General features: G+C 63.4%; 17 protein-coding genes. 13 read left to right on the plus strand and 4 right to left on the minus strand.

Annotated features, from left to right (window positions below; all coding sequences use genetic code 11):
* Window positions 1–22: 22 nt before the first annotated feature.
* The 4 genes from IHE57_RS08175 to IHE57_RS08190 all read right to left on the minus strand — a co-directional run bounded on the left by IHE57_RS08175 (window position 23) and on the right by IHE57_RS08190 (window position 4,750).
* A complete protein-coding gene (locus IHE57_RS08175) occupies window positions 23–1,048 on the minus strand; it encodes an ATP-dependent 6-phosphofructokinase (protein WP_209372347.1) in 1,026 nt (341 codons plus the stop codon).
* Window positions 1,045–1,728: a DUF1707 SHOCT-like domain-containing protein gene (locus IHE57_RS08180; protein WP_209372349.1), complete on the minus strand. Its 684-nt coding sequence runs from the start codon at window positions 1,726–1,728 to the stop codon at window positions 1,045–1,047. Before IHE57_RS08180 ends, IHE57_RS08175 begins: the two co-directional genes overlap by 4 nt.
* Before the next feature lie 216 nt (window positions 1,729–1,944).
* Complete coding sequence (gene katG / locus IHE57_RS08185) at window positions 1,945–4,152, minus strand: catalase/peroxidase HPI (protein ID WP_209372360.1); 2,208 nt, start codon at window positions 4,150–4,152, stop codon at window positions 1,945–1,947.
* Window positions 4,153–4,273: 121 nt separating this feature from the next.
* The gene (locus tag IHE57_RS08190) at window positions 4,274–4,750 is read right to left on the minus strand and encodes a Fur family transcriptional regulator (protein ID WP_209325775.1); all 477 of its coding nucleotides are present in this window, start codon (window positions 4,748–4,750) and stop codon (window positions 4,274–4,276) included.
* 452 nt (window positions 4,751–5,202) lie between these two features.
* Between IHE57_RS08190 and rpsL the strand changes: the two genes are divergently transcribed.
* The 13 genes from rpsL to rplP all read left to right on the plus strand — a co-directional run bounded on the left by rpsL (window position 5,203) and on the right by rplP (window position 14,834).
* The gene (gene rpsL, locus IHE57_RS08195) at window positions 5,203–5,577 is read left to right on the plus strand and encodes a 30S ribosomal protein S12 (RefSeq protein ID WP_092015674.1); all 375 of its coding nucleotides are present in this window, start codon (window positions 5,203–5,205) and stop codon (window positions 5,575–5,577) included.
* Complete coding sequence (gene rpsG, locus IHE57_RS08200; protein WP_209325774.1) at window positions 5,577–6,047, plus strand: 30S ribosomal protein S7; 471 nt, start codon at window positions 5,577–5,579, stop codon at window positions 6,045–6,047. Before rpsL ends, rpsG begins: the two co-directional genes overlap by 1 nt.
* A gap of 99 nt (window positions 6,048–6,146) precedes the next feature.
* A complete protein-coding gene (fusA, locus tag IHE57_RS08205) occupies window positions 6,147–8,252 on the plus strand; it encodes an elongation factor G (protein ID WP_209325773.1) in 2,106 nt (701 codons plus the stop codon).
* Between the two features lie 116 nt (window positions 8,253–8,368).
* Window positions 8,369–9,562 (plus strand): elongation factor Tu, encoded by a 1,194-nt coding sequence (gene tuf, locus IHE57_RS08210; RefSeq protein ID WP_209325772.1) that lies wholly within the window; start codon window positions 8,369–8,371, stop codon window positions 9,560–9,562.
* A gap of 494 nt (window positions 9,563–10,056) precedes the next feature.
* The gene (rpsJ, locus tag IHE57_RS08215; protein WP_009379191.1) at window positions 10,057–10,365 is read left to right on the plus strand and encodes a 30S ribosomal protein S10; all 309 of its coding nucleotides are present in this window, start codon (window positions 10,057–10,059) and stop codon (window positions 10,363–10,365) included.
* 11 nt (window positions 10,366–10,376) lie between these two features.
* Window positions 10,377–11,051 (plus strand): 50S ribosomal protein L3, encoded by a 675-nt coding sequence (gene rplC / locus IHE57_RS08220; RefSeq protein WP_209325771.1) that lies wholly within the window; start codon window positions 10,377–10,379, stop codon window positions 11,049–11,051.
* Between the two features lie 5 nt (window positions 11,052–11,056).
* Window positions 11,057–11,710 carry a 50S ribosomal protein L4 gene (gene rplD, locus IHE57_RS08225; protein WP_209325770.1) on the plus strand — a complete coding sequence of 218 codons (654 nt, stop codon included), beginning with the start codon at window positions 11,057–11,059 and terminating at the stop codon, window positions 11,708–11,710.
* Entirely contained in the window at window positions 11,707–12,006 is a 300-nt protein-coding gene (gene rplW, locus IHE57_RS08230) for a 50S ribosomal protein L23 (RefSeq protein WP_209325769.1), read from the plus strand. Before rplD ends, rplW begins: the two co-directional genes overlap by 4 nt.
* A 30-nt stretch (window positions 12,007–12,036) precedes the next feature.
* Window positions 12,037–12,873, plus strand: a complete 837-nt coding sequence (gene rplB, locus IHE57_RS08235) for a 50S ribosomal protein L2 (protein WP_209325768.1) — start codon at window positions 12,037–12,039, stop codon at window positions 12,871–12,873.
* Between the two features lie 15 nt (window positions 12,874–12,888).
* The gene (gene rpsS, locus IHE57_RS08240) at window positions 12,889–13,170 is read left to right on the plus strand and encodes a 30S ribosomal protein S19 (RefSeq protein WP_135537125.1); all 282 of its coding nucleotides are present in this window, start codon (window positions 12,889–12,891) and stop codon (window positions 13,168–13,170) included.
* A gap of 42 nt (window positions 13,171–13,212) precedes the next feature.
* Window positions 13,213–13,599 (plus strand): 50S ribosomal protein L22, encoded by a 387-nt coding sequence (gene rplV, locus IHE57_RS08245; RefSeq protein ID WP_025777926.1) that lies wholly within the window; start codon window positions 13,213–13,215, stop codon window positions 13,597–13,599.
* Window positions 13,599–14,414: a 30S ribosomal protein S3 gene (rpsC, locus tag IHE57_RS08250; RefSeq protein ID WP_209325767.1), complete on the plus strand. Its 816-nt coding sequence runs from the start codon at window positions 13,599–13,601 to the stop codon at window positions 14,412–14,414. The genes rplV and rpsC overlap by 1 nt, the downstream gene beginning before the upstream one ends.
* Before the next feature lie 3 nt (window positions 14,415–14,417).
* Complete coding sequence (rplP, locus tag IHE57_RS08255) at window positions 14,418–14,834, plus strand: 50S ribosomal protein L16 (RefSeq protein ID WP_209325766.1); 417 nt, start codon at window positions 14,418–14,420, stop codon at window positions 14,832–14,834.
* Window position 14,835: the final 1 nt, after the last annotated feature.

The raw sequence follows: 14,835 nt of genomic DNA on the forward strand, positions 1-14,835 counted from the left end.
GCCGTTCTCTCGGGCGAAGGGCTCAGCCGAAGAGGACCTGTGCCTCTTCCCACCGGTGCAGAGGCACCGATTTGAGGCTGTCGACGGCCGAAGACATCTCGACGGAGACGATGTCGGTGCCCTTGAGGCTGGCCATCTTGCCCCAGTGACCGTGCTGGGCCAGATCGGCGGCCGCCATCCCCAGCCGGGTCGACAGGACCCTGTCGTAGGCAGTGGGGGAGCCGCCTCTCTGCAGGTGTCCGAGGATTGTGGCACGGGTCTCGATGCCTGTGATCTCCTCGATCTTCGGCGCCAGATGATTCGCGATCCCGCCGAGGCGGGTCCGTCCCTTGTTGTCGACACCCTGGTCAGCGATCTGTGAGTCGAGCCCCTCAGGGATGAAGCCTTCGGCAACGACGACGATGGGTGCGCGTCCGCGTTCTCTCGCCGAGGTCACCCAGGCGGCGATCTGGTCGAAGGAGACGGGGAACTCGGGCATGAGGATCGCATGTGCACCGGCTGCCATTCCTGCGTGCAGGGCGATCCACCCGACATTGCGGCCCATGACTTCGATGACCATGCATCGATGATGGGATTCGGCCGTGGTGCGCAGCCGATCGATCGCCTCGGTGGCAATGGACTGGGCGGTGTCGAAGCCGAAGGTGTAGTCCGTGTTGCCGAGATCGTTGTCGATGGTCTTGGGCACTCCGACGATATGAAGACCCTCCTCATGGACCAGCCGAGAGGCACCTGCGAGAGTACCTTCGCCGCCGATGGCGATGAGCGAATCGATGTCGTGAGCCGCCATGACCTCGCGCATCCGATCGGGTCCGCCGCCTTCATAGGGATGGGTGCGGGACGTGCCGAGGATCGTGCCGCCGCGTCCGGAGAGGCCGCGGACGTCGAGCATCGACATGTCGAACATGTCATCATCGAGCAGTCCGCGCCAGCCGTCGCGGATGCCGACGAATGAGGCATTGTGGGTGCGGATTCCCTTGCGGACGATGCCGCGGATGACTGCATTGAGACCCGGGCAGTCTCCACCCGAGGTGAGTACGCCGATCTTCATTCCAGTTGTCCCTGATCCTTTGCTCGGTAGCCTTTGGCAAGCCGCACATCGTGTCCGGCCATGAGTGAGAAGCCCTTGAGGACGAGTATCCCATTGGACCCGTCTCCCTTGGCCGACGCGCGGATCTCGTTGCCGGCCATGATGTTGATCGTCTCATCGCGGATGCGCACACCCGGCGGGACGAAGATGTTATGCCCCGCCCACATCGCGTAGCTCGCGAGCTCGACCGTCACATCGGGTCCCATCACATCGCAGAGGTCGATGTCGTCCCCGCCCATGAGCGCATAGGTGGTCACCGCTGCGGTCCCCGGAGGAACATCGACCTCGCGGCCGGAGAGAACCGCCACGGAATTCATCGGAGACGCTGAGCCGGGATCGGCCAAGGGCCCCGGCACGTTCGACCCGCTCCGAGTCACAGCGGTGCCCGGGGCTCCGCCTTGCCCGGTCTGTCGCTGCAGTGCGCGGAGGAGTTCGTGTCCCTCCGGCAGATCTTCGATGAGCGGGATCAGTTCGTCGAGGAATTTCGCCGAGATGGCTTCGTCCTGCCGCTCGGCGGTCTCGTTCGGATCGAGACGACCGGAGGAGACGGCCTCGGTGATGACCCCGAGCACGGCATCGCGGTCCTTGTCGGAGGCGCGGATGCGCCGAGCCGGAGGCGGCGGGGAATCGTCATGGGGCATGAAGCCAGTGTAGCGGGAACCCCGTATCGCGGGTGGGTGTCCGGCACGCAGCCGGTTCGGTCTCCGCAGAACCTAACGGCCCGAACCGAGGACCCAGCGGCCCGAATCGAGTACGCAGATGCCCCCACCGCGAACGGTGGGGGCACCTGTCTTCTCCTCGGAGACCTCAGAGCTCAGCCGGTGCGGGTGACATCGCGCTGAGCTGCGGGCACAACCTCAGCGGTGGAGATCGTAGCGGTCGGCTTCGACGAGCTTGGTCCAGACCTTGACGAAGTCGGCGACGAACTTCTCACCGGCGTCATCGGATCCGTAGACCTCGGCGATGGCGCGCAGCTCGGAGTTCGCTCCGAAGAGGAGATCGATCCGGCTGCCGGTCCACAGCTTCTCACCGGAGGGGGAGAAGCACTCGTAGACATCGGCGGTCTCCGATGGGCCGACGGGCTTCCACGTGTTGCCGAGTTCGAGGAGGTTGACGAAGAAGTCATTCGTCAGCTCGCCCGGACGGTCGGTGAAGACACCGAGTTCGGAGCCGTCGAAGTTGACGCCCAGGACCCGCAGCCCACCGATGAGCACAGTCATCTCCGGAGGAGTGAGTCCGAGCAGGCTGGCGCGGTCGAGCAGCAGGTACTCGGCCTTGAGCGGCAGATCCTCGGTGAGGTAGTTGCGGAAGCCGTCGTGGGTGGGCTCGAGGAAGCTGAAGGAATCCACATCCGTCTGCTCCTGAGTTGCGTCTCCGCGTCCGGTGGTGACGGGCACGGTGATCTCATGGCCGGCGGCCTTGGCCGCGGTCTCGACTCCGACGGCACCTGCGATGGCCAGAACATCGGCGAACGATGCACCGGTCTGCTCTGCGATGCCCTCGAGCACGGGAAGCACCTGGTCGAGCTCGGCAGGCTCATTGACCTCCCAGCTGCGCTGCGGCTCGAGACGGAGGCGGCCGCCGTTGACGCCGCCGCGCTTGTCCGAGACGCGGTGCGAGGAGGCCGCGGCCCACGTTGTCGACACGAGCTGCGAGACCGTCAGACCCGAGTCGCGGACCGCGGCCTTGACAGCCTCCAGAGCGCTGTCGTCGAGCGGGGTGCCGGCCGGAACCGGGTCCTGCCAGATGAGCTCCTCGCTGGGGACCTCGGGGCCGAGGTAGCGGGTGGCCGGGCCCATGTCGCGGTGGGTGAGCTTGAACCAGGCGCGGGCGAAAGCGTCCTCGAACGCCTTCTGATCGTCCTTGAAGCGGCGTGAGATCTTCTCGTAGATCGGATCGAAGCGCAGCGACAGGTCGGTCGTGAGCATGCGGGGTTCGCGGCGTCCGCTGCCCTGGGCCATCGGGACCATATCGTCTCCGCCGCCGTCGATGGGTCGCCACTGCAGGTGTCCGGCCTCGTTCTCGAAGACCTCCCACTCATAGGCGAAGAGGATATGGAAGAACTCGTTGTCCCAGCGCGTGGGGTGGTAGGTCCAGGTCACCTCGATGCCGCTGCCGACGGTGTCATTGCCCTGGCCGGAGCCGAAATCGCTGCGCCAGCCCAGACCCTGCTCCTCGAAGGGGGCAGCCTCGGGGTCGGCCCCCTTGTGGGACTCGGGCGCCGCACCATGGGTCTTGCCGAAGGTGTGGCCACCGGCGATGAGGGCGACCGTCTCCTCGTCGTTCATCGCCATCCGCGCGAAGGTCTCGCGGATATCGATGGCCGCCTTGAGCGGGTCCGGTTCGCCCTCGGGCCCTTCGGGGTTGACGTAGATGAGCCCCATGGTGGTCGCGGCCAGCGGCTTCTGCAGCTCGCGGTTTCCGGCATAGCGCTTGTCGGTGCCCAACCATTCGGACTCCGAACCCCAGTACACATCGTTGTCCGGCTCCCAGACATCGTCACGACCGCCGGCGAAGCCGAAGGGCTTGAAGCCCATCTGTTCGAGACCGACGTTGCCGGCGAGGATGAACAGGTCGGCCCAGGAGATCTTCTTGCCGTATTTCTTCTTCACCGGCCACAGCAGCCGTCGGGCTTTGTCCAGCAGAACGTTGTCGGGCCAGGAATTCAGCGGAGCGAAACGCTGCTGACCTTCGCCTCCGCCGCCGCGTCCGTCCTGCACGCGGTATGTGCCGGCTGAGTGCCAGGCCATGCGGATCATGAAGGGGCCGTAGTTGCCGAAGTCAGCGGACCACCATTCCTGATTCGTCTTCTGCAGCTGTTCGATATCGGCCTTGAGCTGGAAGTAGTCGAGGCTGTTGAACTCGGCTTCGTAATCGAAGTCGGGGTCCATGGGATCGCGCGCGGGCTGACCCTTCGCGAGGATCTTGAGGTTGAGACGGTTCGGCCACCACTGTGCGTTGGCGTCGCCCTGAACGGGGTTGACCAGCTGCTCGGAATCCGGCGCCGTCGCCGGCTCCTTGCTCGTATGGGCGACAGGGCAGCCGCCGGTGGTCGTGTGCATCATCGTGTTCCTTTCACAGTCGAGTCGGCTTCGGCGACTCGGTTGACGACAAAGGCTGACCTCGAAAAGAGGGCATAGAGGTGTCCTCGGAAGAAGACGGATGGAATATGAACGAGCCTCGGGCTCACACGGCCGAGCGGTGGTCGTCACCGACCATCGCAGCGCCGGAGACCGCACAGTCGGGGCACAGGCCCCAGAAGGTCACTTCGGCCTGTTCGATGACGAAGCCCGCATCATGGGACGGAGTCAGACAGGGGGCCTGACCGACCGTGCAGTCGACATCGACGATGAGACCGCACGAGCGACACACCAGGTGGTGGTGATTGTCCCCGATCCGCCGCTCGTACCGAGCAACCGAACCGGAAGGTTGGATGCAGCGGACGAGCCCCACCTCGGTGAGGGTGTGGAGCGAGTCGTAGACAGCCTGGTGGGAGACTGCGGGCAACGTCTCCCGGACGGAGCGGATGACGGTCTCGGTATCGGCATGCGGGTGGACCCGTACGGCCTCGAGCACTGCGACCCGCTGTTTCGTCACACGCAGGGAGGTCTGCCGCAGAGCTGTGGCAGGGTCCTCTTCGTGTCCGTGTTTGGTCTCGTTCACATGTCCAGAATGCCTGCTTCTTTTGAATCAGTCAAGGAAAGCGCCTGTCCGCGCGCCGAGGCGGCCCCGGGGCGGGGCAGTGGTGCTCGATCCGCAGGGCCGGGTGGGGTAGGGTGGTTCTTCGCCATTTTGACCAGATGTGCAGAAGAGAGATATTCTGTAAAGCGACTGATTGTGTTATCTGCGTCGTCGGACGATCCTGCCGAGTGTTCTGTGAGACTCGGACCCCCTGTGAGAATTCGACGATGCGGGCCGCCGTGACGTCGGTTCTGCCGCTCCATGTCAATACGACACACCCGAGCGCAGGGGTCGATGACTCGCGTGGTTACTGGCATCGGGAGCCAAGCTTCACCCGGTGTTCAGTCGGATATGTCCCACGGTTCACAGAGACGACTGCGGTTGTGGCCGGAATTGGGAATTAGGTCTATCGAGAAGCAAATGGAGAACGCTTAGTGCCGACAATCCAGCAGCTCGTCCGCAAGGGACGGCATGTCAATTCAGCAGGATCCGACGCTCCTGCCCTCAAGGGCAGCCCGCAGCGTCGCGGAGTGTGCACCCGTGTGTACACCACCACCCCAAAGAAGCCGAACTCGGCTCTTCGCAAGGTCGCTCGTGTAAAGCTTTCGAGCCAGATCGAGGTGACCGCCTACATTCCGGGCGAGGGACACAACCTGCAGGAGCACTCGATCGTGCTCGTGCGCGGTGGCCGCGTCAAGGATCTGCCCGGTGTCCGCTACCGGATCGTTCGCGGTTCGCTCGACACCCAGGGCGTCAAGGGCCGTCAGCAGGCCCGCAGCAAGTACGGTGCGAAGAGGGAGAAGAAGTAATGCCACGCAAAGGTCCTGCACCCAAGCGACCGATCGTCGTCGACCCGGTCTTCAGTTCACCGCTCGTCACGCAGCTGATCAACAAGATCCTGCTCGACGGCAAGCGCTCGACCGCAGAGCGGATCGTCTACGGTGCCCTCGAGGGCACGCGCGAGAAGAACGGCAACGATCCCGTTGTCAACCTGAAGAAGGCTCTCGACAACATCCGTCCGTCCCTCGAGGTGCGCTCCCGCCGAGTCGGCGGTGCGACCTATCAGGTGCCGGTCGATGTTCGCCCGACTCGTTCGACCACCCTGGCTCTGCGGTGGCTGGTGGGCTACGCCCGTCAGCGTCGTGAGAAGACCATGACCGAACGGCTCATGAACGAGATCCTCGACGCCGCAAACGGCCTCGGTGCCGCAGTCAAGCGCCGCGAGGACACTCACAAGATGGCGGAATCCAACAAGGCCTTCGCCCACTACCGCTGGTAATCGCCTTCTCTGCTGACCGGCCGGCGGGCATCGCTCGTGAGGCCTGCCGACCGGTCAGCCGGGGGAGTCGAGCAAATCATCGATTGAGAGAGAGACACCGTGGCACTTGACGTGCTCACCGACCTGAACAAGGTCCGCAATATCGGCATCATGGCCCACATCGATGCCGGTAAGACAACCACGACCGAACGCATCCTCTTCTACACCGGCGTGAACTACAAGATGGGCGAGACCCACGATGGCGCCGGCACGATGGACTGGATGGCGCAGGAGAAGGAACGCGGCATCACGATCACCTCGGCCGCGACCACCTGCTACTGGCACGACAACCAGATCAACATCATCGACACCCCCGGTCACGTCGACTTCACGGTCGAGGTCGAGCGCTCGCTGCGCGTCCTCGACGGTGCCGTTGCCGTGTTCGACGGCAAGGAGGGCGTCGAGCCCCAGTCCGAGACCGTGTGGCGTCAGGCCGACAAGTACGACGTCCCGCGCGTCTGCTTCGTCAACAAGATGGACAAGCTCGGTGCTGACTTCTACTTCACCGTCCAGACCATCAAGGACCGCCTCGGAGCCAAGCCGCTGGTCATCCAGCTGCCGATCGGAGCCGAGAGCGAATTCGCCGGTGTCGTCGACCTGCTGGACATGAAGGCCTACGTCTGGCCGGATGAGTCCAAGATGGGTCAGGACATGACGGAGATCGAGATCCCCGAGGATCTCAAGGAACGTGCCGTCGAATACCGGGCACAGCTGGTCGAGGACGTCGCCGAGAACTCGGAAGAGCTCATGGAGAAGTACCTCGAGGGCGAAGAGCTCACGACTGCTGAGATCAAGAGCGGAATCCGCGAACTGGTCATCAAGTCCGAGGCGTTCCCCGTGATGTGCGGTTCCGCGTACAAGAACAAGGGTGTCCAGCCCATGCTCAACGCGGTCATCGACTACCTGCCCTCGCCGCTCGATGTGCCTCCGATGATCGGACACAACCCGAGCAACGACGAAGAAGAGCTCACGCGCAAGCCTGCGAAGGACGAGCCGTTCTCAGCCCTGGCGTTCAAGGTCTCCACGCACCCGTTCTTCGGCTCGCTGACCTATGTCCGCGTGTACTCCGGTCATGTGAAGTCCGGCGACCAGGTGCTCAACACCAGCTCGGGCAAGAAGGAGCGCGTCGGCAAGCTCTTCCAGATGCACTCCAACAAGGAGAACCCGGTGGAAGAGGCCTTCGCCGGCCACATCTACGCCTTCATCGGTCTCAAGGACACGACGACGGGTGACACGCTCAGCGATCCGGCGAACCCCATCGCACTCGAGTCGATGACGTTCCCGGAGCCGGTGATCTCCGTGGCCATCGAGCCGAAGACCAAGAGCGACCAGGAGAAGCTGTCCGCAGCCATCCAGAAGTTCGTCAAGGAAGACCCGACCTACCAGGTCGAGCTCGACGAGGAGACCGGTCAGACGGTCATCCGCGGAATGGGCGAACTGCACCTCGACATCCTCGTCGACCGCATGCGTCGCGAGTTCAAGGTCGAGGCGAACGTGGGCAAGCCGCAGGTCGCCTACCGCGAGACCATCCGTCGCACTGTCGAGAAGTACGATTACACCCATAAGAAGCAGACGGGTGGATCGGGACAGTTCGCGAAGGTCCAGGTCACCTTCGAGCCTCTCGAGGTCGAAGGCGATACGATTTACGAGTTCGAGAATGCCATCACGGGCGGGCGTGTTCCGCGCGAGTACATTCCGAGCGTCGACGCCGGAATCCAGGACGCCATGCAGCTTGGCACTCTGGCCGGCTATCCGCTGGTCGGTGTCAAGGCCACACTGGTCGATGGCGCCTACCACGACGTCGACTCCTCGGAGATGGCATTCAAGATCGCCGGATCGATGGTCTTCAAGGAGGCCGTCAAGAAGGCGAACCCGGTTCTGCTCGAACCGGTCATGGACGTCGAGGTGCGCACCCCTGAGGAATACATGGGTGACGTCATCGGCGACCTGAATTCCCGGCGTGGCCAGATTCAGTCCATGGACGATGCTTCCGGTGTGAAGGTCGTCAAGGCTGTGGTCCCGCTGTCGGAGATGTTCGGCTACATCGGTGATCTGCGGTCGAAGACCCAGGGCCGTGCGGTGTACTCGATGACCTTCTCCAGCTATGCGGAGGTCCCGAAGACTGTTGCCGAGGAGATCATCCAGAAGGTGCGCGGCGGAGAGTAATCTCCGGAATCCGGTCGCCCCGGTGATCAAGAACATGATCGCCGGAATGCAAGATAACCAACAAAAGGTCTAAGATATGAACCGCATATCTTTTGACAACCACGAGGAGGAACCCAGTGGCAAAGGCTAGTTTCGAACGGACTAAGCCGCACGTCAACATCGGCACCATTGGCCACGTTGACCACGGAAAGACCACCCTGACCGCCGCGATCACCAAGGTCCTGGCGGATCAGTACCCGGATCTCAACGAGGCTCGCGCCTTCGACCAGGTGGACAATGCACCTGAGGAGAAGGAGCGCGGCATCACCATCAACGTCTCGCACGTTGAGTACCAGACTGAGAAGCGTCACTACGCTCACGTCGATGCCCCGGGCCACGCCGACTACGTGAAGAACATGATCACCGGTGCGGCGCAGATGGACGGTGCCATCCTCGTCGTCGCCGCCACTGACGGTCCGATGCCCCAGACCCGTGAGCACGTGCTGCTCGCGCGTCAGGTCGGTGTGCCCTACATCGTCTGCGCCCTGAACAAGTCCGACATGGTCGATGACGAAGAGCTCCTCGAGCTCGTCGAATTCGAAGTCCGTGACCTGCTCTCGAGCCAGGACTTCGACGGCGACAACGCCCCGGTCATCCCGGTCTCGGCCCTCAAGGCGCTGGAAGGCGACGAGAAGTGGGTCAAGAGCGTGCAGGATCTCATGGCTGCCGTCGACGACAACGTTCCCGAGCCGGAGCGCGACGTCGACAAGCCCTTCCTCATGCCCGTCGAGGACGTCTTCACGATCACCGGTCGCGGAACCGTCGTCACCGGTCGCGTCGAGCGCGGTGTGCTTCTGCCGAACGACGACATCGAGATCGTCGGCATCAAGGACAAGTCGTCGAAGACGACCGTCACCGCCATCGAGATGTTCCGCAAGACCCTGCCGGATGCTCGTGCAGGTGAGAACGTCGGTCTGCTCCTGCGCGGCACCAAGCGCGAGGACGTGGAGCGCGGTCAGGTCATCGTGAAGCCGGGTTCAATCACCCCGCACACCAAGTTCGAGGCCCAGGTCTACATCCTGAGCAAGGACGAGGGCGGACGTCACAACCCGTTCTACTCGAACTACCGTCCGCAGTTCTACTTCCGGACCACCGACGTCACCGGCGTCATCACGCTGCCCGAGGGCACCGAGATGGTCATGCCCGGCGACAACACCGACATGTCGGTCGAGCTCATCCAGCCGATCGCCATGGAGGACGGCCTGCGCTTCGCCATCCGCGAGGGCGGTCGCACCGTCGGCGCCGGTCGAGTCACCAAGATCAACGCCTGATCTGACTCACTGAGCATTTCAGCCAGGGGCCGCAATCCTTCGGGATTGCGGCCCCTGTCGTATACGCGGATGGGGCAGATGCCTCGTCCGCTTCTTTCCGGTGGTGCTGGAGCTGCGCCGTCGGACGCGTCCGACGGCGCCGGGTTCGGCTGAGAGATCCCTCACAGGCGCCATGCCCGGAATTGCGCGGCTCGAGTGCTCTGTGACAAGATGGTCAGGTTGCGTTTTGGGCGTTGACCCCTGCACTGCGGTAGTGATACCGCGAACAGCCCGAAACACTATCGGATCGATGAATCTGCACTCTGCGGGTTCGGACCGAGCAGCCATTGAGTAGAAGCGCCGTCGGCACTCGAGGAGAAGTGAGAAATTCTCCGCCGGGAACAGCCGACACGCCCGACCTCGGGGGTCGGTCATGGTCAGCCGGCACAGACGGCGGACGTCCCAGACGGACCGCACGTTGATGGCCGGAAGCAACTAAAGAAAGAGACGACGCCATGGCGGGACAGAAGATCCGCATTCGGCTCAAGTCGTACGACCACGCTGTGATTGACAGTGCCGCGCGCAAGATCGTGGACACCGTCACTCGCGCAGGTGCGACTGTTGTGGGCCCCGTGCCGTTGCCGACGGAGAAGAACGTGTACTGCGTCATCCGTTCGCCACACAAGTACAAGGACAGCCGTGAGCATTTCGAAATGCGCACGCACAAGCGTCTGATCGACATCGTCGATCCGACGCCGAAGGCCGTCGATTCGCTCATGCGTCTCGACCTCGCCGACGACGTCAACATCGAGATCAAGCTCTAAGGGAGGCAGCAATGGCGAATACTCGTTCAGCGGCTCTCCCGACCACCCGCAAGGTCAAGGGCCTTCTGGGGACCAAGCTGGGGATGACCCAGGTATGGGATGAGCAGAACAACCTCGTTCCGGTGACCGTGGTGGCCACCGGGAACAACGTCGTGACCCAGATCCGCAACGAGGAGACCGACGGTTATCCCGCTGTGCAGATCGCGTTCGGCGAGATCGATCCTCGCAAGGTCAACAAGCCGACTGCAGGCCATTTCGAGAAGGCCGGCGTGACCCCACGTCGTCACCTCGTCGAACTGCGCACCGCAGACGCTGCTGACTACGAGCTCGGCCAGGAGCTCGGCGTCGACACGTTCGAGGCCGGAATCAAGGTCGATGTGACCGCGAAGACCAAGGGCAAGGGAACAGCCGGTGTCATGAAGCGTCACGGCTTCGCCGGTGTCGGTGCCTCCCACGGTCAGCACCGCAACCACCGCAAGCCAGGTTCGATCGGCGGAGCCGCGACGCCTGGTCGCGTGTTCAAGGGCATGCGCATGGCCGGCCGTATGGGCGCTGTCAAGCACACCACCCAGAACCTCACGATCCACGCCGTGGACGGCGAGAACAACTTCCTGCTCATCAAGGGCGCCGTTCCCGGCCCCAAGGGTGGAGTCGTCCTCGTTCGCTCGGCCGTGAAGGAGGCCTGAACGCAATGACTGATGTCAAGACAGTCGACGTCATCGACGCCGCTGGTGCGAAAGCCGGCTCCGTTGAGCTGCCCGCCGAGGTCTTCGGCGTGGCCGCCAACGTGCCGCTGATCCACCAGGTCGTCGTTGCACAGCTGGCTGCGGCCCGTCAGGGCACGCACAAGACGAAGACCCGTTCCGAGGTCCGCGGCGGCGGTCGCAAGCCGTACCGTCAGAAGGGAACCGGCAACGCCCGTCAGGGTTCGATCCGCGCTCCGCAGTACAACGGCGGCGGAATCGTGCACGGACCGGTTCCGCGCGACTACTCGCAGCGGACGCCGAAGAAGATGAAGGCTGCCGCCCTGCGCGGTGCCCTGTCCGATCGCGCACGCCTCGATCAGGTCTTCGTTGTGAAGAATCTGGTCACCGGCGACGCGCCGTCGACCAAGCAGGCGAAGGCCGCTCTGGCCGGCCTGTCCGACCGCAAGAACACCCTCGTGGTGCTCGACCGCGATGACGAGCTCAACTACTTGAGCGTGCGCAATCTGCCCCACGTCCACGTGCTCACCTTCGATCAGCTCAACACCTACGATGTGCTGGTCGCCGATGACATCGTGTTCACCGAGGCAGCGCTGCAGTCGTTCCTGAGCGGCAACCGCAAATCGGAGGACGCATCATGAGTCTCAACTTCAAGGATCCGCGCGACATCATCGTCGCTCCGGTGGTCTCGGAGAAGACCTACAGCCTGATGGACGAGGGCAAGTACACCTTCCTCGTCGACCAGGACTCGAACAAAACCGAGATCAAGCAGGCCATTGAATCGATCTTCGATGTGCAGGTCGCCAAGGTCAACACCCTGAATCGTCAGGGTAAGCGCCGCCGCACCCGCACCGGCTGGGGGAAGCGCAAGGACACCAAGCGTGCCATCGTCGCCCTCAAGGACGGATCGATCGACATCTTCGGTGGATCGCTCTAAGCGATCCTTCGTCAAAGAAGGACAAGACTCATGGGAATCCGTAAGCACAAGCCGACGACCCCGGGCCGCCGTGGCTCGTCGGTCGCCGACTTCGTCGAAGTGACCCGGTCTACACCGGAGAAGTCGCTTCTGCGTCCGCTGCCCAAGCACGGCGGCCGCAACAGTCAGGGACGCGTGACCACTCGCCATCAGGGCGGCGGTCACAAGCGTCAGTACCGTGTCATCGACTTCCGCCGCCATGACAAAGATGGCGTTCCGGCGAAGGTCGCTCACATCGAATACGACCCGAACCGCACGGCTCGCATCGCTCTGCTGCATTACGCAGACGGAGAGAAGCGCTACATCATCGCACCGCAGAACCTCAAGCAGGGTGCGCAGGTGGAAGCCGGTCCGGGCGCAGACATCAAGCCGGGCAACAACCTTGCCCTGCGCAACATCCCAGTCGGCACCGTGGTGCACGCAGTCGAGATGCGTCCCGGTGGCGGTGCCAAGATCGCCCGGTCTGCCGGCTCCTCCGTGCAGCTCGTGGCGAAGTACGGTCGTTTCGCTCAGCTGCGGATGCCCTCGGGCGAAATCCGCAACGTCGATGCGCGCTGCCGTGCCACCGTCGGCGAGGTCGGCAACGCCGAGCAGTCGAACATCAGCTGGGGCAAAGCAGGCCGCATGCGTTGGAAGGGCAAGCGCCCATCCGTGCGCGGTGTCGTGATGAACCCGATCGACCACCCGCACGGCGGTGGCGAGGGCCGTACTTCGGGTGGTCGTCACCCAGTCAGCCCGTGGGGTCAGTTGGAGGGCCGCACACGCCGGCCGAACAAGGAGAGCGACAAGTACATCGTGCGCCGTCGCCGGACCGGCAAGAAGCGCTGATTGGAGTACTGACTTATGCCTCGTAGCCTCAAAAAGGGTCCTTTCGTCGACGAACACCTGTACCAGAAGGTGGCTCGTCAGAACGAGAAGAACACCAAAAATGTCATCAAAACATGGTCTCGTCGCTCGATGATCATCCCGGACTTCCTGGGACACACCATCGCAGTACATGACGGACGCAAGCATGTCCCCGTCTTCATCACTGAGTCGATGGTCGGACACAAGCTCGGCGAGTTCGCACCGACACGGACGTTCCGTGGCCACGAAAAGGACGATCGCAAGGGTCGCCGCCGCTGAGGCGGGGCACTCTTTCGATCCTAGATAAGAGAGAAGGAAGCGATGGAAGCCAAGGCTAAGGCGCGGTACCTGCGCGTTACGCCTCGCAAGGCTCGGCGCGTCATCGACCTCATTCGTGGTCAGCAGGCGACCGAAGCACTTGCAGTGTTGAAGTTTGCAGAACAGTCGGCATCAGATCCGATTTACAAGCTCGTGGCCTCCGGCATCGCCAATGCGCGTGTCCGGGCCGACGAGGAAGGCGTTGCGTTCGACGAGAACGAACTGGTCATCTCCGAAGCCTTCGTGGATGAGGGGCCGACCATGAAGCGGTTCCGTCCGCGTGCCCAGGGTCGTGCTTTTCGCATCGAGAAGCGCACCAGCCACGTGACCGTGGTCCTGGCCAGCGGTGACGACCTGCCTCAGCGCAAGAGCCGGAAGGGGAACCGTTAATGGGCCAGAAGATCAATCCGAACGGATTCCGACTCGGAATCACCACGGATCACAAATCCAAGTGGTTCGCTGACTCGACGAAGCCGGGGCAGCGCTACAAGGACTACGTGCTCGAAGATGTGAAGATCCGCAGGATGATGAACACCGGTCTGGAAAGGGCCGGCATCTCCAAGGTCAACATCGAGCGCACGCGTGACCGTGTCCGCGTCGACATCCACACCGCACGTCCGGGCATCGTCATCGGACGTCGTGGAGCCGAAGCCGACCGCATCCGCGGTCAGCTCGAGAAGCTCACCGGCAAGCAGATTCAGCTCAACATCCTTGAGGTGAAGAACCCCGAGGTCGACGCACAGCTCGTCGCTCAGGGCGTTGCCGAGCAGCTTGCCAGCCGCGTGGCCTTCCGCCGTGCGATGCGCAAGGCGATCCAGAGCGCTCAGCGTGCAGGTGCCAAGGGCATCCGCGTGCAGTGCTCCGGCCGCCTCGGTGGAGCTGAGATGAGCCGTTCCGAGTTCTACCGTGAAGGTCGTGTGCCGCTGCACACGCTGCGGGCGAACATCGATTTCGGCGTCCACGAAGCCCACACCACTTTCGGGCGCATCGGCGTCAAGGTGTGGATCTACAAGGGCGACCTGACCGACAAGGAGCTTGCCGCCGAGCAGGCCAAGGCTCCTGCTGCTCGTGGCCCGCGCGGCCGTGGGCGCGGTCGGGGTGGCCGCGGACGTGGTCAGGAAGGCGCATCGCGCCGCAATGACCAGGCCCGTAACACTGAGAACAGCGCCGAAGCCCCCGCGGCTGAGGCCGGATCGGAGGGCTGAGACATGCTGATCCCTCGTCGAGTGAAATTCCGCAAGCAGCACCACCCCAAGCGGGGCGGCGCCGCCAAGGGAGGCACGACGGTGTCCTTCGGTGAGTACGGCATCCAGGCTCTCGAGCCCGCCTACATCACCAACCGGCAGATCGAGGCCGCACGTATTGCCATGACGCGCTACATCAAGCGCGGCGGCAAGGTGTGGATCAACATCTACCCCGACCACCCGCTGACGAAGAAGCCTGCCGAGACCCGCATGGGTTCCGGTAAGGGTTCGCCGGAGTGGTGGATCGCCAATGTCAAGCCGGGTCGGGTCATGTTCGAACTCGCCGGTGTGTCCGAGGAAGTTGCTCGTGAGGCCCTGCGCCTTGCGATCCACAAGCTTCCGCTGAAGGCCCGTATCGTGGCCCGCGAAGGTGGTGAGTGAG

The organism is Brevibacterium renqingii (assembly GCF_017808105.1).
In the GTDB taxonomy this organism is placed as follows: domain Bacteria; phylum Actinomycetota; class Actinomycetes; order Actinomycetales; family Brevibacteriaceae; genus Brevibacterium; species Brevibacterium renqingii.

Excerpts from the sequence above, each read along its gene's own strand:
- rplB (WP_209325768.1), top strand. The coding sequence starts at position 12,037 with ATGGGAATCCGTAAGCACAAGCCGACGACCCCGGGCCGCCGTGGCTCG.
- rpsS (WP_135537125.1), top strand. The coding sequence starts at position 12,889 with ATGCCTCGTAGCCTCAAAAAGGGTCCTTTCGTCGACGAACACCTGTAC.
- katG (WP_209372360.1), bottom strand. The coding sequence starts at position 4,152 with ATGATGCACACGACCACCGGCGGCTGCCCTGTCGCCCATACGAGCAAG.
- rplV (WP_025777926.1), top strand. The coding sequence starts at position 13,213 with ATGGAAGCCAAGGCTAAGGCGCGGTACCTGCGCGTTACGCCTCGCAAG.
- rplC (WP_209325771.1), top strand. The coding sequence starts at position 10,377 with ATGGCGAATACTCGTTCAGCGGCTCTCCCGACCACCCGCAAGGTCAAG.
- rplD (WP_209325770.1), top strand. The coding sequence starts at position 11,057 with ATGACTGATGTCAAGACAGTCGACGTCATCGACGCCGCTGGTGCGAAA.
- rplW (WP_209325769.1), top strand. The coding sequence starts at position 11,707 with ATGAGTCTCAACTTCAAGGATCCGCGCGACATCATCGTCGCTCCGGTG.
- IHE57_RS08180 (WP_209372349.1), bottom strand. The coding sequence starts at position 1,728 with ATGCCCCATGACGATTCCCCGCCGCCTCCGGCTCGGCGCATCCGCGCC.
- rplP (WP_209325766.1), top strand. The coding sequence starts at position 14,418 with ATGCTGATCCCTCGTCGAGTGAAATTCCGCAAGCAGCACCACCCCAAG.
- rpsG (WP_209325774.1), top strand. The coding sequence starts at position 5,577 with ATGCCACGCAAAGGTCCTGCACCCAAGCGACCGATCGTCGTCGACCCG.
- rpsC (WP_209325767.1), top strand. The coding sequence starts at position 13,599 with ATGGGCCAGAAGATCAATCCGAACGGATTCCGACTCGGAATCACCACG.
- IHE57_RS08175 (WP_209372347.1), bottom strand. The coding sequence starts at position 1,048 with ATGAAGATCGGCGTACTCACCTCGGGTGGAGACTGCCCGGGTCTCAAT.
- rpsJ (WP_009379191.1), top strand. The coding sequence starts at position 10,057 with ATGGCGGGACAGAAGATCCGCATTCGGCTCAAGTCGTACGACCACGCT.